Source organism: Aquimarina algiphila (genome assembly GCF_007489275.1).
Lineage (GTDB): Bacteria > Bacteroidota > Bacteroidia > Flavobacteriales > Flavobacteriaceae > Aquimarina > Aquimarina algiphila.
Window position 1 is genome coordinate 72840 of sequence record NZ_VLNR01000018.1, and the last position, 19645, is coordinate 92484.

Sequence of the window (19645 nt, forward strand, 5' to 3'; positions counted from 1 at the left end):
CCCGGAATAAATAGAAAAAGAAAGATGGATTTTACTAGCCCCTTGGTCTACGGAGTACCTTGTTTTTTAGGTCTAATTTTATTGGAATTAACCTATAGCAAAACTCATGACCATAAGAATTTATACAATTGGAAAGATTTAACAGCAAGTCTCACTATGGGTGTTGGATCTGCTATATTAGGTCCTCTGATCAAAACCGTTTTTTCAATTGTCCTTTTTCATTTTGTTTATGAGTTTTTCAATCCCGAAATCGACGGAGTCCGAACTAACATTATGGGATGGAAATCTTTTGGATATGCATGGTATGTTTGGCTTCTATGTCAGCTTGCTGATGATTATACATATTATTGGTTCCATCGACAAAATCACATGGTAAGGGCTTTATGGGCAGCACATATTGTACATCATTCCTCTGATAACTTTAACCTTGGTACCGCAGTACGTAATGGATGGTTTACTCTTTTATATAAACCCCTATTCTATATGTGGATGCCTGCGATAGGTTTCCCTCCAGAAATGGTAGTGGTATGCCTAGGAATTGAAGCATTATGGCAATTTCAACTTCATTCTGTCTATATTCCAAAAATGGGTTTTATAGAAACAATATTTAATACGCATACCATGCATCAGGTACATCACGCCAAAAATGTAGAATACATGGATAAAAATCATGGTGGATTTTTAAATATTTTTGATAGAATATTTGGTACCTGGAAACCATTAGATGAAAATATTGAAATACAATATGGTGTTACTCATGCCCCAAACTCATATAATCCCTGGGTAATCCTTACTCATGAATATAAAGACATTTGGAATGATACCAAAAAATCCAAAAACTGGTATCACAAATTCATGTACATATTTGGCCCTCCTGGATGGAGTCATGATGGAAGTACACTTACCGTAAAACAGATGCAAAGAGAACTTAAAAAACAAAAAGCGTTATAAAAATAACTATATTTAAAGTTCTCAAGAATACTTACAATTATAGTTATGAATTTTCAGCCGATTATAGATGAGCAGCATCGTTTTTTTGATACGAATACTACGAAAGATATTCAATTTAGAATCAATGAATTAAAACGATTAAAAAATGTTTTAAAGAAAAATGAAGCATTGCTTTATTCATCTATTTACAAAGATTTCAAAAAATCCAAATTTGAAACTTATGTGACTGAGCTATCTATAATTTACCATGAAATTGATCTTGCTTTAGTAAACGTTAGGAAATGGGCAAAAAAAAAGAAAGCTTCTACAGGATTAACTAATCTTCCTGGAAAAAGTTATATCGTACCAGAACCATATGGTACTGTACTAGTCATTGGAGCATGGAATTACCCATATCAATTGTCTCTCTGTCCTGCCATAGCAGCAATTGCTGCCGGTTGTACTGTTATTCTTAAACCTAGTGAACTTCCGTCCAATACTGCGGCTGCAATGGCTCAACTTATTAATCAGAATTTTGATCCTTCTTTTTTTAAAGTAATAGAAGGCGGAGTGCAACAAACAACCGAATTATTACAAATTAGATTCGACAAAATATTCTTTACCGGAAGTTTACCTGTAGGAAAAATTGTGTATCAAGCAGCTGCAAAACATCTTACTCCTGTAACTTTAGAATTGGGAGGAAAAAGTCCAGCTATTATTACCAAAGATGTAAATATTAATATGACTGCAAAACGTTTGGTTTGGGCCAAATATTTAAACGCTGGGCAAACCTGTATCGCTCCAGATTATGTTCTTGTTGATTCTAGTATTCATGACTCCTTATTAACCGCAATGAAAGCGGAGATCGAAAAAGCAGCTTATCATGTTGATCACCATAACTATACTCAAATCATTAATGTCAAAAATTTTGATCGACTTAAAGATTTAATAGATAAAGAAAAAATATATGTTGGTGGAGAATGTAACGTAGAAGAACGTGTTATATCGCCTACAATTATGAAAAACGTAGAATTCTCTGATAAAATAATGAAAGATGAAATTTTTGGACCTATTCTTCCTATACTATCTTTCAAAACCATAGAAGAAGCAATCGAAAAGGTAAAAACATTATCCAAGCCTCTTTCTTGTTATGTATTCACCAAAAATAAGACCATAAAAAATAAAATCCTAAATGAAATTTCTTTTGGAGGAGGAGCAGTAAATGATGCCGTAATGCATTTTACAGAGCAGTCACTTCCTTTTGGAGGAGTTGGTGATAGTGGAATTGGAAATTATCATGGAAAATATGGATTCGAAACATTCTCTCATTACAAAAGTATTCTGCAAAAACCATTTTGGATAGAACTCAATTTAAAATATTCTCCATATAGTGACAAAAAACTTAAATGGTTAAAACGAATTATTGGATAATACAACGTCAATAAAACGACTCACAATTATTTAACAAAATTAAAATCAAGCTTTTAAACTTTTGTTAAACATAGAATTTCTTAAAAACAAATAAAGAATAGAGGTCCAAAATATTGTATATTAGAATACACAATTCTGTATTTTTAATTTTTATTTTAACAATCTTATACTGAAAATTCACTTTGTTCTTTTATCATTCTGTATATCATTCAATTCTAACCTATTTTTCTTAAGATTTATCTAAAAAAAATATAGAAATATAATATTGAATATCCACTTTTAAAACTTAAAACCATGAAAAAATTTGAGCAATTAAAGCAATCTAATTATCGCCGATTAGAACGTAAGGAGACCACTAGTATTATTGGAGGAACAAATTGTTTTGAAGTTAGAGATGCTTGTAGACAATCATGTGCCTCTCCATCGAGGCCAGAGTTTTTTGATTGTTTTATTCCATGTCTTGCTAATGCAGGGTGTTATGCTTAGATCCATACGTTTCTGAGGAATTATATAGCATCTCTGATCTGAAATAAAAAAAGAGTCATAGTTTTATGAAATTATGACTCCTTTTTTATTACTTTACTTTCAACTCTGTAATTTGAAGTCTTTAACTTCTAAGAGATTTAATATATATTGTTCTACCTCTTCTGTATCCCAAATAGTTTCGATATTATTCATCTGCATGACTTTACTCATAATTTCTGCCTGCTGATCTCCAATATTAAGAGCTTCTTCATATGGTCTATGACTAAATGTGACTCTGGAGTAAAGTGGCAACCATTTTTCTGGATATTTTTGAGAAAACCGCTTCTCAATTTTCTTTCGTAGAAGAAAATCCGGATCTGCCGTTTTACTACTCATTTCTATAAAATTGCGATATGACAGCTCTGCAATAGCATCGGCATTAGACTTTCGGGATTCTTGATAGGTTTCAAAAATATCTTGCCAATTGTCATCTCCCAATTCTTCTATAATATCATCTAAGACAGAAATATCCTCAAAACCAGCATTCATTCCTTGTCCATAAAAAGGAACAATTGCATGAGCCGAATCTCCTACCAAAGCGACTTTATCCCAATATGACCAAGGATAACATTTTGTAGTTACTAAGGCACTAGTTGGATTATTTCTAAAATCTTCTAATAATCCAGGCATCAAATCAAGAGTATCGGGAAAATTAATTTCCCAAAATTTCTTAACTTCATTATCATTGGTTAACATTTCGAAAGAGTCTTCTCCTTCATGTGGCATAAATAAAGTACATGTAAAACTACCATCCAAATTTGGTAAAGCGATGAGCATAAATTTACCTCGTGGCCATATATGAAGTGAATTTTTATCTAGTCTATGGGTTCCATCTAAATATGCGGGAATACCAAGTTCTTTATATCCTGTATCCAGAAATTTTTGAGAATAATTAAATCTACTTCTTCGTTGCATCTTATGTCTAACCCTGGAAAAAGCACCATCGCAACCAAAAACAATATCATATTGATATTCTTTCCATTCACTTTTTTCTGTTTCTCCAGTATAAATCTTTGCTTCGGGTAAATTTATATCCCAGACTTTCTCGTTAAACTTAAAAACCACCCCAGCATCTTCGGCAAGGGTAATCATTTTTCTATTTAAAATTCCTCGTGGAATAGAATAGATAGCTTCTCCATCATTACCATAATGTTGATGATAAATTGGCTCCCCTGTTAAATGCATTGTACGTTTATGCATTGGTATAGATAATTCTCTTACAGTATCGCCAATTCCAATTTTATCCAAAGTTTTCCATCCTCGTACTGACATAGCCAAATTAATAGAACGACCACTAAACTCTATAGTTCTTATATCAGGTCTTCTATCAAAAACTGTAACTTCATACTTGCGTTTTCTTAAGTATATAGCGAGTAATGAACCTACAAGTCCACTCCCTACTATTGCAATATTTTTTGTTTGCATACATTAATTGCTATTAACAACCGTTGGAATAGTACATACAATCCTGAAGAAGATTCGAGTTTTAATGCATCCAACAGGGTCTACTTTACTTTTATAAAAGTATATGCAAGCATCAAAACCTTCGGTAAATGTAACGATTATTAGTGAATTAAGGACATGATCATAAGGTATAAGTTACCAGATACCCTACTGTTCTTGCCATCAAAATTTACAACGTTGCCTTAATTTCAAAAATCAAAGGATATAATTTATCTTTTGTTACATACATTCCCTTTTCATTTTTAACCAAACCAGGGAATATTTCATAAGGTGATCCATCATGCTCATTTAAGGATTGGATAGTCAATCCTGCTTCAGAAAGAGAAGAGATTACCTCTCCCAATCCATGATTCCACCCAAATTCTTTACTAACCATTTTAGAATTCTCATCCGCATAAGTGCCTTGATATTCTTCATAAATAACCTCTTTTTGATGATAACCATATTTCATAACAGGTTTTTCCTCTAAGTAATCAAAAATCCATACAATAGGGTGAAATTCTACCATATAAAAAGTTCCTCCAGGTTTTAGACGTTCGGCAATCATTTTACCCCAGGGTTTCAAATCCGGCAACCAACCTATAACACCATAACTTGTAAAAACAATGTCAAATTTATCCTTAATATATAAAGAAGTATCCAGTACGTTACAACTCACAAATTCTGCATTAAGATTTAACTCAGAATTTAAGTTCTTTGCCAATTCTATTCCTTTTTCGGATAAATCAATACCAGTACATTTTGCCCCCATCCTACTCCAACTAAGGGTATCTTGACCAAAATGACATTGAAGATGTAATAAAGATTTTCCCGACACATCTCCTAATGCTTCTATTTCATAATATTGTAATGAAGTTTTTCCATTTTTGAAATCCTCGATATTATAAAAATCACTTGCAGCATGAACAGCCACTTTTTCATTCCATGTCTGTTTATTGGTTTCAAAATATTCATCGAATTCTTTAGACATTACTTATGAGTTTAATTAGATTTGAATGGTAATTTTATTTCTTTATAAATATAATGAATCACTATACATTACAAAATCTTACAGAAATGCCTTCTCGGCATAGAGCTAACCTTATAAATAGTTGTACAGGTTATAAATCATGCAATTTAATTGCTACCAAAGGCAAAAACCAAATCACGAATGTGGCAATTTTTAATTCTATTGTGCATATCGGAAGTAATCCTCCAATGTTAGGTTTTATACTTAGGCCAACAACTGTTCCTAGAAACACATATAGAAACTTAAAAGAAAGTGGTTTTTTTACAGTGAATCAAGTGCAACAGGATATCATTGCTGATGCGCACCATACTTCTGCCAAATATGACGAAAGTATTTCTGAATTTGACAAAACAAACCTTGACCCTGTATATCTTGACAATTTTTATGCTCCTTATGTAAAAGGCAGCCCTATACAACTAGGATGTAAGTATGTTAATGAATATTTCATAAAAGAAAATGATACTATTCTAATCATAGGTGCTATTGAGCATATTTATCTTAATGAAGATATCATACATCCTGATGGATGGGTTCAATTAGATAAAGCTAAAACCGTATCTTGCATTGGACTAGATGGATATGCTTTACCAAAGCTATTAGAACGTTTTCAATATGCCAAACCAGATCAAGAAACAAAATCGCTACATATTGAACCTAAAAATAAAGATTCTTAATTTTATAAAAACCTTAAGAATTAACCCTTTGACAAGTATTGCAAAGGGTTTTTTTATTGATTAATTTTAGAAAATGAAATTCACCACAAAGCATCTTCAACAAATTCCGGATTTTATACATGTTCCCCATAAACAATTACAATGGCTGATCGATAAATCTCAAACCGAAATCTTTAAAGCAGGTGAATATGTTTTTAAGAAAGGAGACCCTATTGATACGCTTTTAATTATGCTAAAAGGAAAAGTGGAAATCAAAATCGAACAAAATGGTAATTATAAATTTGTAGGGTTTATTGAAGAACATGGTATTGGTGGGCTACTTCCTTTTTCAAGAGCTAGTTCTGCTTTGGGATATGGAGAGGCTATTGAAGAAACTGAAATACTCGTTCTTAAAAAATCATTCTTTAAAGAAATGATTTCTGATCATTATGAACTTACAGAAAGCTTGGTTCATAATATGACCTCTCGAGTGCGAGAATTCACCAAAAACAATGTTCAATCAGAAAAAATGATGGCATTAGGTAAACTTTCTGCCGGGTTAGCTCATGAACTTAATAATCCTGCTTCTGCCATGTTACGAAGTGCCAAAGAACTAAAAAAGCATTTAAGTCATGTTCCAGAAAAATTTAAAAGGATTACTTCAATTAAAATTTCAGAAAAAGAAGTAGATGCCTTAAATACGATACTTTTTAACAAAATTAGTAATCGCCCTGAGAACAACATGAAACTAATAGAGCGTAATGAAAAAGAAGATCAATTAGAAGAATGGTTGGAAGATCATGGTGTAGAAAATGCGTTCGAATTAACTGAAACTCTGCTGGATTTTTGTATGGAGATCCCGGCAATGAAAGAGATTCATCAAATCACAGGTGATCATAATTTTCCGAATGCAATAGAATGGATAGAGAATGTTTTGACCACAGAAAAAATGGTCGATGAAATAGAAGAAGCGTCAGACAGAATTTCTAATCTCGTACAGTCCGTTAAGAGTTATACCCATATGGATCAAGCTCCAGAGAAAATTGCAACGAATATCCATACTGGTATAAAAAGTACGCTCACCATGTTAAATCATAAATTAAAAAAGAAAAACATACAATTAGAAAAAGACTTTCAAAAAGATCTCCCGCATCCAAAGATATTTGTAAGTGATATCAATCAGGTTTGGACTAACCTTATTGACAATGCCATTGATGCTATGGAACATTCTGGTACTTTGCATATTAAAACAAATCAAGACAATCGTTTTATAAAAATAGACATTACAGATAATGGTAAAGGAATTCCCGAGGAGCATCTTAGTAAGATTTTTGATCCCTTTTTTACTACCAAAAGCATAGGACAAGGCACAGGAATGGGCTTAGAAGTAGTACAACGAATTATTAATCAACATAATGGAGATATCAAAGTAAGCTCGCAACAAGGAACCACTACTTTTACCGTATGTTTACCCATTCAATAATCATATATAGATGAAAAAAATCACAGACATAAAAGGGGCTTTTACATTACATAACGGTGTAGAAATGCCTTATTTAGGATTAGGTGTTTATCTGGCGGATAATGACAACGAAGTCATTGATGCTATTCATTGGGCCCTAGATACGGGATATCGCCATATTGACACAGCAAGCATATATAAAAATGAAGAGGGTGTTGGTAAAGCAATACAAAGCTCTTCTGTTCCCAGAGAAGAAATCTTTGTCGTTAGTAAAGTATGGAATGCAGATCAAGGGTATGATACTACTCTAAAAGCTTTTGAAGAAAGCCTGGATAGATTACAATTAGATTACCTAGATCTTTATCTAATACACTGGCCTGTCAAGGATAAATATGTAGAAACCTGGAAAGCTCTTGAAAAGTTATATCAAGAAAAACGAATACGAGCTATTGGAGTCAGTAATTTTATGAAACATCATTTAGAAGATCTTATATCGAAGACTGAAATAGTACCTATGGTAAATCAAATGGAATTTCATCCGCACTTGATACAACAGGATTTAATTGATTTTTGTACGAAGACTCAAATCCAATACGAAGCATGGTCTCCAATGATGCAAGGGAAAATTTTTGAATTATCTATATTAGATGACTTGGCAAAAAAATATAACAAAACTGTTGCTCAAATTGTTTTAAGATGGAACCTTCAAAAAGGAGTGATTACCATTCCTAAATCGGTTAAGCAAAAACGAATCATCTCTAATGCTGCTCTTTTTGATTTTGAAATATCAAATACTGATATGAATTTTATCGATGCATTGGACAAAAACCAAAGAACCGGGCCGGATCCTGATAATTTTAATTTCTAAAAAAGTATAAAAGCATCTGAAAAAGCCAATCATATTTGCACTAGATGATGATCCTCAAGTATTAAGAGCGGTTACGAGGGACCTTAAGTCAGAGTATCGTGCGACGTATCGAATTATGAGTACAGATTCGGCAAATGATGCTTTAGAAGCATTAGAAGATCTGAAAAAGAAAAATGAAACTATAGCATTATTTTTAGTTGATCAAAGGATGCCCGAAATGTTAGGCGTGGAATTTTTGACTAAAGCCAAGAAATTTTATCCTAGCGCAAAAAAAGTATTACTTACAGCATATTCTGATACCGATGCTGCAATCAAAGCTATAAATGATGTGCAGTTAGACTATTACCTAACAAAACCCTGGAATCCTCCCGAAGAAAAACTATATCCAACACTTAATGATTTATTAGATGTTTGGCAATTAGATTTTCAACCAGAATTTGAAGGAATTAAAGTTTTAGGATATCAGTTTTCTCCAAAATCTCATGATATTAAAGATTTCTTATCTGCTAACTTATTTCCTTTTCAGTGGTTAGATGTAGAAACCAGTGATAAAGCCAAAGAAATTATAGAGCTTCATAAGCTCACAACTTCAGATTTGCCTGTTGTTTCATTAGCTGATGGAGAGTGTTATAAAAACCCCAATATTGTAGAACTTGCAACCGCTCTTGGGCTTAATGCACACCCAAAAGATACGCTTTATGATGTGGTTATTATTGGAGCAGGACCATCTGGCTTAGCCGCAGCTGTATATGGTGGCTCAGAAGGACTAAAAACATTATTAATTGAAAAACACGCACCAGGTGGACAGGCTGGTACCAGTTCTAGAATAGAAAACTATCTTGGATTTCCCAATGGATTAAGTGGACAGGAACTTACACATCGAGCCATTACACAGGCTAAACGATTTGGTATAGAATTCTTATCTCCGCAGGAAGTAACTTCTATTTCAGAAAAAGATGGATATAAAAACATAACATTGGGTAATGGACAATGTATTAGTACCAAAAGTGTAGTAATTACAACTGGAGTAAATTATAGAAAACTGGAAGCAAAAGGTATTGATGAATATACCGGAGCAGGAATCTATTATGGCTCATCAATGACCGAGGCCCAGGCCTGTAACAATAAAGAAGTTTTTATAGTAGGCGGAGGAAATTCTGCAGGGCAATCGGCGGTATATCTTTCTAAGTTTGCAAAGAATGTATACATAGCTGTCCGTAAAAAAGATTTAACAAGTAGTATGTCTAGCTATCTTATCGACCAAATTGATGCCATTGATAATATCACATTATTAGGTCATACTAATATTACAGAAGCTACAGGAACAGATGGAAGACTAACAGAGTTAGAGCTTTCAAACAGTGCAACTTCTGAAACAAAAAAGGCAAAAGCTGATGCTTTATTTATTTTTATTGGAGCTAGACCTTATACAGATTGGTTAGCATTAGATATTATCAAAAATGAAAGAGGGTTTATTGAAACCGGTAGAGATCTTACTCGATATAACAACTTTAAACAAATCTGGAAAAAGAACAGAGAACCCTTTTTATTAGAAACATGTAGCCCAGGCATATTTGCATCAGGAGATGTACGTGCAGGAGCTATGAATAGAGTCGCTTCTGCTGTTGGAGAAGGCGCAATGGCTATTAAATTTGTACATGAATACTTAGCAGAGATATGAAACTACGAACCAAAATATGTGAGCATCTAGAGGATTTTAATACAGCTAACATCAAAAAAGATGATCGTTATCAATGTGTAGAATGCATCAAGACAGGAGATAATTGGGTACATCTAAGAACTTGTCAAGAATGTGGAGTAACTCTTTGTTGTGATTCCTCCCCAAATAAACACGCAAGTCATCACTACCAGACATATAAAAATCATTCTGTTATCATCTCAGCAGAACCAAAAGAAAAATGGGCCTGGTGCTATGAGCATAAATCATTTTTGGAGTATGAATAGGAGAACCTATAGTCTTTAAATTACTATTAGGTATTAAAAGAACAAGTATCAACTGACCGCAAAAGAATTAAATCAAATTTGGAAGATAATAACGTTAGATTAAGAGAACTTATAGTATCAGATAAACCAAAAGTAGCAAAGCTTATCAATAATAAAAAAATATGGGATAATGTAAGAGATTACATCCCTTATCCCTATGATCAAGATGATGCAGAAACATTTATATTAGGCACAAAAGAAAAGCTTCCAAGGCAAGCTTTAGCCATTGTATTTAATGACGAACTCTGTGGTGTTATTAGTCTTATTGTTCAGGATGATATTTATAAACGATCTGCAGAAATTGGATATTGGATAGGAGAGCCATACTGGGGTAAGGGAATTGCAACTAAAGCGGTAGCCCTAATAACTCATTACGGATTCAAAAAATTAAATTTAATTAGAATTTATGCTGGGATTTTTGAATATAATACAGCTTCAATGCATGTACTTGAGAAAAATGGTTACAAAAAAGAAGCTATATTCCAAAAAGCAGTATTTAAGAATAATCAAATCTGGGATGAACATCGATACTTTATTCTAAATGAAAATGCTGTGAAAAAATACAATATGAGCTAAATCAATTATAAAAACAATACAGCAATCAAAATGGGATATAAAATCTACAACGTAGAAGAATCAGAATATAAAGAGCTTGTTGATATTTGGGAAGCTTCGGTAAGAGCTACACATCATTTTTTAAAAGAAGAAAATATATTATATTTTAAACCATTGATCTTAAATGAATATCTCAAAGCTGTGATTCTAAAATGTGTTAGGAATAACGACATGAAAATAATCGGATTTCTGGGTGTTGCTGAACAAAATCTCGAAATGTTGTTTATACATCCTAACTTCATAGGAAAAGGAGTAGGAAAAACTTTATTGCAATATGCTATCAAGAAATTAAATGTAACCAAGGTAGATGTAAACGAAGACAATCAACAAGCTCTCAAATTTTATGAACATCATGGGTTTAAAATCTTTGACCGATCTGCACTGGATGCTTCAGGTAAACCATATCCAATATTATATATGCAATTAGACACAATAAAGTAAAAATCAGTAATCCGTTCATTAATAAAAAAGATAAAAAATGTCAAAAAGGAAAAACATCGTTGCAATTAATGGCAGTGCAAGTGATAACTCTTCCAATTTAAAGTTGATTAAGCACGTTGCAGAATTAATGAAAAATGAGTTTAACTTTATCTTTTTTAATGATCTAACAAAATTACCACATTTTAAAACAGAACTGACAGATCATAATACGCCAGAACGTATAACCCAATTTAGAAATGTTATATCCAATGCTCACGGAATTTTAATCTGTACTCCAGAATATGTTTTTAGCATTCCAAGTCGTTTAAAAAATGCCATTGAATGGTGTATCTCCACAACCGCTTTCTCTAACAAACCTGTTGGACTTATTACTGCTTCTGCCAGTGGATTAAAAGGTCACGAAGAGCTTAAATTAATAATGGAGAGTATTGAAGCTATTTTTATTGACGACACCACTTTATTAATACAAGGAATTAAAGGCAAAATAGATCAGAAAGGGAACATTTTGGATGAAAAAACAAAAATCGAAATAGAAAATTTTGTAATTTCATTTCATGAGTTAATAGGAAACACAAATTCTTAACTTAATACCAATCAGAATATTCTTGTTAATCATTCTTTAAAAAGCATAACATGATACGCCCATATACCCTATCAGACAACGAAGAATTAATATCGATTTTTAAGCTTAATACACCTCAATATTTTGATCCAAAAGAAGTAGATGATTTTAAAAAATACCTACATCAATATGGACATACTTATCTAACCATAGAATATAAAAATAAGATTGTCGGAGGAGTTGGGTATTACATAAAAGAAAGTGACCATTCTGGACGAGTTACATGGATATTTTTTCATCCTGATTATTCTGGACTAGGATTAGGAAGAAAAGCGGTAGAATATGCAATAACTCAATTGAAATCTGATTCTACACTAAAAAAACTCGTAGTAACCACTTCTCAATTGGCCTATCGATTCTTTGAAAAGTTTGATTACAGACTTATTCAAATCGAAAATGATTACTGGGGAAAAGGGTTAGATTTATATTTGATGGAACGAGAGCTATAGCATTAAAAGTATGAGACCGTTACACATCATTTTTACTCTTTTATGGGCACTTTCAATTAATTCACAAACCGAAACTAAAAAAATATTGTTTTTGGGTAACAGCCTTACATATTCTAATAATCTCCCTAAGATCTTAGAATATATGGCAAAAAACTGCGACGAATCGATAAAAAGTACGACATTATGTTTTCCCAATTATGCTTTAGAAGACCATTGGATCGATGGTACTTTTCAAAAAATAATGAGCAAAAAATCTTTTGATTATGTCATTGCACAACAAGGTCCTTCTTCTCAACCTCTTGGAAAGAAAATGTTATTGACCTACGGAGCAAAAATCAAATCTGTCTGTCAAGAAAAAAATACAAAATTTGGCTTTTTTATGGTCTGGCCCTCCAAACAGCACTATTACACATTTGATGGAGTAATCGCTAATCATAAAGAGGCTGCAAAAGTTAATCAATCCCTCCTATTTCCAGTTGGAGTGCTCTGGAAGGAGTATGAGAAACATAACAATTTCCAAAATCTATACGACTATGATAATTTTCATCCTTCAACAGCTGGTAGTTTTTTGGCCGCATTAACTATTTTTCATGGGCTTTATCCAGACAAAAACCTTAGCAAACTACAATTTAAAAAGTATAAAAAGTGGGTAAAGGATAAAAAATCTTTCCATTTGATGATCAAATTAGTCAATCAATAAAATTATAGATACTTCCTTTTCACTGAAAACAGTATAACATACCTCATATTCAAGAAGTATATTTGACTATTTATATGTAATAAATTCATTATATGAAACTTATATCATTAGTATTCACTCTAATATTATGTCTACCTATGTCCAGAGATAGAAGAGTATCTGTATCATTACATGATATTCTACAACGTCCATCCACCATTGTAGTTAAAGTAAAAAAGAACAATCCATTCTCTGTACAACAAGAAGAAAAAGTTAAAAAAGGATTAATGTCCGGACCCAATTTTATACATCCCATACATCATTATAAAGTAGAAGAGATTTTATATAAAGGTAATGAAGCTAATCAAATTAATATAGGACAAGATATAAGTGTTCGTAGAGCGAATTTTCGCACTCATCTTAGAAGGCATAAAATGTATCATTTAAGAAAAATGAGGAAATCGATATATACCTATCATTATGAAAAAGAAATGGATATCACTACTGTAAATCAAGCTATTATTTATATAACCTATCAGGAAGAAGATAAAGTTTTTGAATACGTTGTACAAGGAGCCTATGATAGTATCGATAAAAAGGAAAATATTCTAAGTCTTTTACATACAATAAAGAATTAATTTTTTGCAAGAACAAGACAATAAGAAATGAAAAGTATTCTAATCATAATATGTATAACAACTAGTGTTTTTTGTTTTGGACAAACCTTTGAAATTACAAGCAAACAACTATCAAAAAATGAGGTCGATTCAATTTTCACAAATACCTTAAAAGATAAATTAAATATCGATTATGGTATTTTTCGTGTATACGAGTATCAGGACAAGTCTGGGATTTATATGATTGTAATGACTGAAAAAGAATACAAAATTGAAGGTAAAAAAAAATACTTTGATGCCATTAAAGCTTTCAATTTTAAAGTTGAAAATGGAAATTACACCCAACAATGGATGATACGAGATTTTTTCCTCGAAGACAACTATTCTGAAGAATATTATATCTCTTTTTGGACAAAATATTTTGAAATAAAAGATTATGATGGAGATGGATTAGTAGATCCGATTCTTACTTATGGAACACTTGCAATGAATGAGTATGACGACGGAAGAATTAAAATACTTATTTTTTATAAAGGTAAGAAAAGAGCAATCCGACATAAAAATGGAGTACATGACGATGAGCGCAATACTCAGGTAGATAAAGAATTTTATGCCTTACCTATTCCAATTCAAAATAGAGCAACAAACATCATGGAGCTCATTACAAAAAATAATCATGGTATTTTTCCTTATGGATGGGAAACCGCTATGAAAAATAAAGAACTATGGTTTGATGAAAATTAGTATTATATTTTGACCTCAAAATATGTATTGAAACTTTTAAAGATAAACCACATACCGAAATGAATAATTCACTTTTAAAGTTTCTTAATAATACAGGAACATATTCTGAAAAAGAAGTAGCACTTCTTAAAGAAGAACTTCAATTTCGAACTTTAAAAAAAGATGAAATATTATTAAAAAAAGGAGATATTTGCTCATCCTTTTGTTTTATCATCACAGGAAGTTTTTATCAATATAATATAGATGCTAATCTCGATAAAAATATAATTGATTTGAATGTAGCGGATGATTGGGTTATTAATCACAAAAGCTTTACATCTCGAAAACCATCTCAATTTTTCATACAAGCCTTTGAAAATAGTTCTGTTTATGAAATTTCTATTGATGCTATTCATAAACTAATTGCAAAATCACAATCATTTCTTCAGATGGGTAAGATTTTAGAAGAAGCTACATCTCGTGTTGATCTTTTCGACAATGATTATACCCCTGATGAGAAATATCAATACATACTAAAAAACAAACCAGAATTAATTCAAAGGTTTCCACAAAAACTAATTGCTTCTTACCTTAAAATTACTCCTGAAACATTAAGCAGAGTTAGAAAACGGTTTTTAAAACCATAATTCATTTCTTGATTTCGATCAAGTGCTATTCCTTTAAAAACATTTGATATTTGACGTTCAAAATAAATATCAAGTCAATGAAACATCAATTTTACAAAAGCACAGGAATCTCTCTTATCACAGGTTCTATTTTAATTATCATAACGATGGTATTACATCCATCTGGAGGTAGTATAGAAAAAATTATTTCGATTTCAAACTCAATAACAATCACTCACTCATTAGCTATACTCAGTCTTCCTGTTATTTTATTTGGGTTTTATGGTCTTACAAATAAACTTTTAAATCCGTGGAGGACATCAATACTGGCCTTTATCATTATGGTATTTGGTCTTATTGCTGCGATGTTTGCCGCTCTGGTTAATGGACTAACTCTCCCCTATTTTCTTGGTCAATATGCTGATAAAATCTCACAGAATTCTTCTGTTTTAAAACCTATAATGGCATATAGTTTTGCTATAAACAAGCCTTTAGATTATATATTTATTGTAGGGTGCTGTTTAGCAATAATGCTTTATTCATGGATAATTATTCGTTCACATAAGTTTCCAAAGTGGATTGGCTATTTTGGTGTTTTACTAATATTTTTATCTATTATTGGAGCCATTACAGGATTTGTCTTTATGAGTTTAATCGGTTTCAGAGTATTCGTTTTTAGTTTGGCAGGTTGGATACTGTCATCTGGCCTATCATTAACATTATCTAAAGAACACTAATATGAGTAAGAAAAAAATCAAACAAGCTTATGAAGAATTAGCTAAAAATTATAATGCTCTAATCGATCATAAACCGCATAATGCATATTATGACAGGCCAAATACACTTAGTTTACTTACTGATGTAAAAGGAAAATCAATTCTTGATGCTGCCTGCGGGCCAGGAAAATATGCTCAAATATTAATATCAAAAGAGGCCAATGTAGTTGGATTTGATATAAGTCCTCAAATGATAAAATATGCCAAAGAAAGAAACCATAATTCTGCAACATTCTTTGTGCATGACCTAACAAAACCTCTTAAAACACTTAATGACGAGTCTTTTGATATTGTGTTATGTGCATTAGCTATGCATTATATTGAAGATTGGAATACAACCATCCAAGAATTTTATAGAGTTTTAAAACCAAATGGTCACTTAGTCATTTCTATTGAGCATCCTTTTTTTGAATACATTTATTTTAAATCAACAAGGTATTTTGATATTGAACCTGTACAATGCACATGGTCAGGTTTTGGCAACCCAATTGAAATTCATAGTTATAGACGATCTCTTCATGAATGTATTATGCCGTTAACCAATAATGGTTTTTATATTGACAAGTTAATTGAACCTAAACCTCTAAAAGAATTCGAAAAACTCGATCCAAAACATTATAAAGAGCTCAATGAATTCCCTGCTTTTATGTGCATTAGGGCCATCAAAAAACCGAAGACATAAATAATAGATAGTATACAAACATTGTAATAATTTTTTAAACGATAGTGGTTGGGGTGTATAACCTCAACCATTTTTTGTCTATTGAACATAAAATTAGTTGTTGTATTTTAGAGCATACAAATATTTTGTACAAAAGCCATAGTAATATGAATACAACACTTTGGATTTCTTTTATCGGTACGGTCTTAATTATTGGAGTGACTCCAGGCCCAAGTGTTCTTTTGGCATCAGCAAATAGTATGAGCCATGGAGCACAAAAAACAACAGGTACTATATTGGGTGATTTATCTGCAAATGCTATACAAATAGTCTTATCGTCTTTAGGTTTAGCATCCATAGTAATTTCTTCAGGAGAAGTTTTTAGTCTTATAAAATGGGTAGGTGTTGGGTATTTAATCTATATGGGAGTGATGAAAATCATATCTGCTCCCAAATATGGAGAGTTTAAAAAAAACAATCAAAATAAAAGCTTTTTAAAACTATATAGTGAAGGTTTTTTTATGTCTGCTTCAAATCCAAAAGCAATTGTATTTTTTGCTGCTCTTTTTCCATTATTTATTGACCAAAACCTAGCATTTGCTCCTCAAGTTATTATTCTTGGAATCACGTATTTGATCATTGATGGAATTTGCTTATTTGTTTATGTTAAATTTGCATCAAGATTGAAGAAATATCTCGAAGATCAAGAGAAAATTCATTTACAGAATAAAATTATCGGAACACTACTAATATGTAGTGGTTTACTATTGTCTATGGTAAAACGTACAAAAACTTAATTTGAAACTTCTAATCAAGAAAGAAAAATAAATTCACATCACTTAGCGCACTAAAAAATAACCGACAAGAAGCATGACAATTAAAACTCATTCTTTTTTAATACATTTATCTAATCTGAAAGGTTTATATTTTTCATATAAAACTATTATACTTAATTATTTATGAATACAAACAAACGTTTAAAAATTGGAGAAGGAAAAATAAGCGGTTATCTAGCCATCTTTTTGGCAATCATTTGTCTGGGAGCAACAATTTGCGCTTATTTTCCCGAGTATCTTACCACCAGTGAATTTAGAGAATTATATACCCCAAATTTTATTAAATGGGTATTTTTAAGTGTACTTGTACTTTCATTTTTATTCAGTCTAACTAGTTTTTTATTGAGTAAAAAAACCAAACTAGGTTTTCTTGCCATCATTATTTTAGCCATTGCCATTTTTTTAGCATCGGGACTTCCTGAAATTAAAGAAATAGAATCAAAATCATTTACAATAGGTCTAGATTGGTTATTACTGGATATCCTTCTTTCTGCCGTTATTTTCATTCCTATTGAATTATTTTTACCTAAGAGGTTAGAGCAGACAAAGTTTCATCCCGAATGGAGAACTGATCTTGTATATTTTGTAATTGGCCATCTACTGATTCAAGTCACAGGTGTTTTAGTACAATTACCTGCTGTTGTTGCCTTTTCTGGATTAGGTCTATCTGGTATTCATGAATGGGTACAGAGTATTTGGTTTTTACCACAATTATTATTGGCCCTTTTTGTATCAGATCTTTTTCAATGGTCTGGTCATTATTTCTTTCACAAAATTCCATTTTTATGGAGATTTCATGCTGTACATCATTCAACTAAAGATATTGATTGGTTAGCAGGCTCTCGAACTCACTTTGTTGATCTTATTGCTGTAAGAGCCGTTACATTTATACCTCTTTACATTTGTGGATTTAGTTCTTCTGTTTTTACAACATATATTGTAATAGCAGCAATTCAAGCCGTTTTAGCCCATTCGAATACAAGGATTAATTTTGGGTTTTTACGTTATGTTTTTGTAACTCCACAATATCATCATTGGCATCATTCTGATGATCCAAAAGCTTATGATAAAAATTTTGCTATTCATTTCCCCTTCATTGATATGATTTTTGGAACGTATTATCCTATGGGAAAAGAATGGCCAGAAGGTACTGGATTGGGTGATGTTCAATTTCCTAAAGGATTTATAAAACAATTTATTTTTCCTTTTTATAAAAACCCCGCTAATGATAACAATTTGGATAACCCTAGTGAACGTTAGAATAAAATGAAAATTTATTTGTGATTTAAAATCAAGAATTAAGAACGATATTTTCACATATAAATTGGTATATATCATTATAAGTAAAGCCCAATGGAACTAATCAGCAACCCTAAGGTCAATGACGTTTTTAATAATTACCCTACATCTGTACAACAACAATTACTTTATCTAAGAGAATTGATTTTAAAGACAGCATCCAATATTGAAGGACTTAATACACTTGAAGAAACTCTTAAATGGGGTGAACCCAGTTATCTTACTAAACATGGAAGCACTGTAAGAATAGATTGGAAATCTAAAAACCCCGAACAATATGCCATATATTTTAAATGCACTTCAAAACTAGTTCCCACTTTCAAAACAATTTATAAAGGTGTTTTTGAATTTGAAAACAACAGAGCTATTGTGTTTAAACTAAAACACACAATACCAGAGCAAGAATTAAAGCAGTGTATTGCAATGGCATTGACATATCATAAAATAAAACATCTCCCGCTATTGGGCGCATAATAATGAGTCATTTCTTTCTAAAAGCTACCCACAACATACACAAACTAATTCACCCAGCGACCTGTAGCATATAACCTGAAAGCAATCCAGGCACCAACGATCATTTCTAACCAGCTTAAGGGAAGAGTAATTAGCAGAATATTCCAATCAGATAAACCCATATTTGCAGTTGCAACCCAAAAAATCACAAACACAGCCAACCATACTATGGTACCGGCAATCAAAACAGATTTTAAAGTATTCTCAAATGTTTGTGTATAAAGCCAAAATGTAAATACCAAAACGGCAGTCAAGAGCGTATCCCATAACCCCCAAATTGAAAAAATACCGACATCCATTTCTGCAATACCAGCTGGAAATTCTTGCCAAACTGACCCACCTATTCCTATTATATTGACCCAGTAAATCCTATTTAAACTGACCCACCTATTCTTGTTTAAATTGACCCACCCCCAAAAGTGTGTGTATTAAATAACTTGTA

Annotated in this window: 24 protein-coding genes; 21 read left to right on the top strand and 3 right to left on the bottom strand. The window is 31.9% G+C overall.

Translation table 11 applies throughout. The features are described from left to right. Positions 1–24 precede the first annotated feature (24 nt). The 3 genes from FOF46_RS10675 to FOF46_RS10685 all read left to right on the top strand — a co-directional run bounded on the left by FOF46_RS10675 (position 25) and on the right by FOF46_RS10685 (position 2847). Positions 25–951, top strand: a complete 927-nt coding sequence (locus FOF46_RS10675) for a sterol desaturase family protein (protein WP_143916453.1) — start codon at positions 25–27, stop codon at positions 949–951. Positions 952–996: 45 nt separating this feature from the next. After that, the gene (locus FOF46_RS10680; RefSeq protein ID WP_143916454.1) at positions 997–2361 is read left to right on the top strand and encodes an aldehyde dehydrogenase; all 1365 of its coding nucleotides are present in this window, start codon (positions 997–999) and stop codon (positions 2359–2361) included. Positions 2362–2655: 294 nt separating this feature from the next. Next, the gene (locus FOF46_RS10685; protein ID WP_109434782.1) at positions 2656–2847 is read left to right on the top strand and encodes a hypothetical protein; all 192 of its coding nucleotides are present in this window, start codon (positions 2656–2658) and stop codon (positions 2845–2847) included. A 99-nt stretch (positions 2848–2946) separates the two neighbouring features. Here the strand turns inward: FOF46_RS10685 and FOF46_RS10690 are convergent, their stop codons facing one another. Both FOF46_RS10690 and FOF46_RS10695 read right to left on the bottom strand, forming a co-directional pair. After that, positions 2947–4311, bottom strand: a complete 1365-nt coding sequence (locus FOF46_RS10690) for an FAD-dependent oxidoreductase (RefSeq protein ID WP_143916455.1) — start codon at positions 4309–4311, stop codon at positions 2947–2949. Between the two features lie 208 nt (positions 4312–4519). Continuing rightward, positions 4520–5320 (bottom strand): class I SAM-dependent methyltransferase, encoded by an 801-nt coding sequence (locus FOF46_RS10695; RefSeq protein WP_143916456.1) that lies wholly within the window; start codon positions 5318–5320, stop codon positions 4520–4522. Positions 5321–5373: 53 nt separating this feature from the next. Between FOF46_RS10695 and FOF46_RS10700 the strand changes: the two genes are divergently transcribed. From FOF46_RS10700 to FOF46_RS10785, 18 genes are all read left to right on the top strand, one after another. After that, complete coding sequence (locus FOF46_RS10700) at positions 5374–6033, top strand: flavin reductase family protein (protein ID WP_143916457.1); 660 nt, start codon at positions 5374–5376, stop codon at positions 6031–6033. 73 nt (positions 6034–6106) lie between these two features. Continuing rightward, on the top strand, positions 6107–7495 hold the full coding sequence (locus FOF46_RS10705; RefSeq protein ID WP_143916458.1) for an ATP-binding protein: 1389 nt from the start codon (positions 6107–6109) through the stop codon (positions 7493–7495). A gap of 10 nt (positions 7496–7505) precedes the next feature. Then, positions 7506–8342, top strand: coding sequence for an aldo/keto reductase (locus tag FOF46_RS10710; RefSeq protein WP_109434777.1), 837 nt, complete (start codon positions 7506–7508; stop codon positions 8340–8342). A gap of 31 nt (positions 8343–8373) precedes the next feature. After that, positions 8374–10023 (top strand): NAD(P)/FAD-dependent oxidoreductase, encoded by a 1650-nt coding sequence (locus FOF46_RS10715; RefSeq protein ID WP_244299605.1) that lies wholly within the window; start codon positions 8374–8376, stop codon positions 10021–10023. After that, positions 10020–10307, top strand: a complete 288-nt coding sequence (locus tag FOF46_RS10720) for a UBP-type zinc finger domain-containing protein (RefSeq protein WP_109434775.1) — start codon at positions 10020–10022, stop codon at positions 10305–10307. Before FOF46_RS10715 ends, FOF46_RS10720 begins: the two co-directional genes overlap by 4 nt. 78 nt (positions 10308–10385) lie before the next feature. Further along, positions 10386–10922 (top strand): GNAT family N-acetyltransferase, encoded by a 537-nt coding sequence (locus tag FOF46_RS10725; RefSeq protein WP_143916460.1) that lies wholly within the window; start codon positions 10386–10388, stop codon positions 10920–10922. A gap of 30 nt (positions 10923–10952) precedes the next feature. Beyond that, positions 10953–11402, top strand: a complete 450-nt coding sequence (locus FOF46_RS10730; protein ID WP_143916461.1) for a GNAT family N-acetyltransferase — start codon at positions 10953–10955, stop codon at positions 11400–11402. 37 nt (positions 11403–11439) lie between these two features. Next, positions 11440–11985 carry an NADPH-dependent FMN reductase gene (locus FOF46_RS10735; RefSeq protein ID WP_109434772.1) on the top strand — a complete coding sequence of 182 codons (546 nt, stop codon included), beginning with the start codon at positions 11440–11442 and terminating at the stop codon, positions 11983–11985. A 50-nt stretch (positions 11986–12035) separates the two neighbouring features. Beyond that, positions 12036–12473, top strand: coding sequence for a GNAT family N-acetyltransferase (locus tag FOF46_RS10740; RefSeq protein WP_143916462.1), 438 nt, complete (start codon positions 12036–12038; stop codon positions 12471–12473). 10 nt (positions 12474–12483) lie between these two features. Then, positions 12484–13173 (top strand): SGNH/GDSL hydrolase family protein, encoded by a 690-nt coding sequence (locus FOF46_RS10745; protein ID WP_143916463.1) that lies wholly within the window; start codon positions 12484–12486, stop codon positions 13171–13173. A 92-nt stretch (positions 13174–13265) separates the two neighbouring features. Continuing rightward, positions 13266–13790, top strand: coding sequence for a hypothetical protein (locus FOF46_RS10750; protein ID WP_143916464.1), 525 nt, complete (start codon positions 13266–13268; stop codon positions 13788–13790). Between the two features lie 27 nt (positions 13791–13817). Continuing rightward, positions 13818–14513 (top strand): M949_RS01915 family surface polysaccharide biosynthesis protein, encoded by a 696-nt coding sequence (locus FOF46_RS10755; RefSeq protein ID WP_109434769.1) that lies wholly within the window; start codon positions 13818–13820, stop codon positions 14511–14513. Positions 14514–14572: 59 nt separating this feature from the next. Continuing rightward, the gene (locus FOF46_RS10760) at positions 14573–15139 is read left to right on the top strand and encodes a Crp/Fnr family transcriptional regulator (protein ID WP_109434768.1); all 567 of its coding nucleotides are present in this window, start codon (positions 14573–14575) and stop codon (positions 15137–15139) included. 50 nt (positions 15140–15189) lie between these two features. Further along, entirely contained in the window at positions 15190–15855 is a 666-nt protein-coding gene (locus FOF46_RS10765) for a hypothetical protein (RefSeq protein WP_143916465.1), read from the top strand. Position 15856: 1 nt separating this feature from the next. Then, positions 15857–16576 carry a class I SAM-dependent methyltransferase gene (locus tag FOF46_RS10770; protein WP_109434766.1) on the top strand — a complete coding sequence of 240 codons (720 nt, stop codon included), beginning with the start codon at positions 15857–15859 and terminating at the stop codon, positions 16574–16576. Between the two features lie 146 nt (positions 16577–16722). Next, complete coding sequence (locus FOF46_RS10775) at positions 16723–17352, top strand: LysE family translocator (RefSeq protein ID WP_143916466.1); 630 nt, start codon at positions 16723–16725, stop codon at positions 17350–17352. A 162-nt stretch (positions 17353–17514) separates the two neighbouring features. Continuing rightward, positions 17515–18651: a sterol desaturase family protein gene (locus FOF46_RS10780; protein ID WP_109434764.1), complete on the top strand. Its 1137-nt coding sequence runs from the start codon at positions 17515–17517 to the stop codon at positions 18649–18651. A 93-nt stretch (positions 18652–18744) separates the two neighbouring features. Further along, the gene (locus tag FOF46_RS10785) at positions 18745–19164 is read left to right on the top strand and encodes a DUF1801 domain-containing protein (RefSeq protein ID WP_109434763.1); all 420 of its coding nucleotides are present in this window, start codon (positions 18745–18747) and stop codon (positions 19162–19164) included. 44 nt (positions 19165–19208) lie between these two features. Here FOF46_RS10785 and FOF46_RS10790 read toward each other — a convergent pair whose 3' ends face one another. Continuing rightward, complete coding sequence (locus tag FOF46_RS10790) at positions 19209–19502, bottom strand: hypothetical protein (protein ID WP_143916467.1); 294 nt, start codon at positions 19500–19502, stop codon at positions 19209–19211. Positions 19503–19645 lie beyond the last annotated feature (143 nt).

Coding starts and splice junctions, on each gene's coding strand:
- FOF46_RS10705 (WP_143916458.1), top strand. CDS start 6,107: ATGAAATTCACCACAAAGCATCTTCAACAAATTCCGGATTTTATACAT.
- FOF46_RS10710 (WP_109434777.1), top strand. CDS start 7,506: ATGAAAAAAATCACAGACATAAAAGGGGCTTTTACATTACATAACGGT.
- FOF46_RS10780 (WP_109434764.1), top strand. CDS start 17,515: ATGAATACAAACAAACGTTTAAAAATTGGAGAAGGAAAAATAAGCGGT.
- FOF46_RS10680 (WP_143916454.1), top strand. CDS start 997: ATGAATTTTCAGCCGATTATAGATGAGCAGCATCGTTTTTTTGATACG.
- FOF46_RS10760 (WP_109434768.1), top strand. CDS start 14,573: ATGAATAATTCACTTTTAAAGTTTCTTAATAATACAGGAACATATTCT.
- FOF46_RS10735 (WP_109434772.1), top strand. CDS start 11,440: ATGTCAAAAAGGAAAAACATCGTTGCAATTAATGGCAGTGCAAGTGAT.
- FOF46_RS10770 (WP_109434766.1), top strand. CDS start 15,857: ATGAGTAAGAAAAAAATCAAACAAGCTTATGAAGAATTAGCTAAAAAT.
- FOF46_RS10750 (WP_143916464.1), top strand. CDS start 13,266: ATGAAACTTATATCATTAGTATTCACTCTAATATTATGTCTACCTATG.
- FOF46_RS10785 (WP_109434763.1), top strand. CDS start 18,745: ATGGAACTAATCAGCAACCCTAAGGTCAATGACGTTTTTAATAATTAC.
- FOF46_RS10740 (WP_143916462.1), top strand. CDS start 12,036: ATGATACGCCCATATACCCTATCAGACAACGAAGAATTAATATCGATT.
- FOF46_RS10720 (WP_109434775.1), top strand. CDS start 10,020: ATGAAACTACGAACCAAAATATGTGAGCATCTAGAGGATTTTAATACA.
- FOF46_RS10695 (WP_143916456.1), bottom strand. CDS start 5,320: ATGTCTAAAGAATTCGATGAATATTTTGAAACCAATAAACAGACATGG.
- FOF46_RS10745 (WP_143916463.1), top strand. CDS start 12,484: ATGAGACCGTTACACATCATTTTTACTCTTTTATGGGCACTTTCAATT.
- FOF46_RS10775 (WP_143916466.1), top strand. CDS start 16,723: ATGAATACAACACTTTGGATTTCTTTTATCGGTACGGTCTTAATTATT.
- FOF46_RS10730 (WP_143916461.1), top strand. CDS start 10,953: ATGGGATATAAAATCTACAACGTAGAAGAATCAGAATATAAAGAGCTT.
- FOF46_RS10790 (WP_143916467.1), bottom strand. CDS start 19,502: ATGGATGTCGGTATTTTTTCAATTTGGGGGTTATGGGATACGCTCTTG.
- FOF46_RS10755 (WP_109434769.1), top strand. CDS start 13,818: ATGAAAAGTATTCTAATCATAATATGTATAACAACTAGTGTTTTTTGT.
- FOF46_RS10690 (WP_143916455.1), bottom strand. CDS start 4,311: ATGCAAACAAAAAATATTGCAATAGTAGGGAGTGGACTTGTAGGTTCA.
- FOF46_RS10685 (WP_109434782.1), top strand. CDS start 2,656: ATGAAAAAATTTGAGCAATTAAAGCAATCTAATTATCGCCGATTAGAA.
- FOF46_RS10675 (WP_143916453.1), top strand. CDS start 25: ATGGATTTTACTAGCCCCTTGGTCTACGGAGTACCTTGTTTTTTAGGT.
- FOF46_RS10700 (WP_143916457.1), top strand. CDS start 5,374: ATGAATCACTATACATTACAAAATCTTACAGAAATGCCTTCTCGGCAT.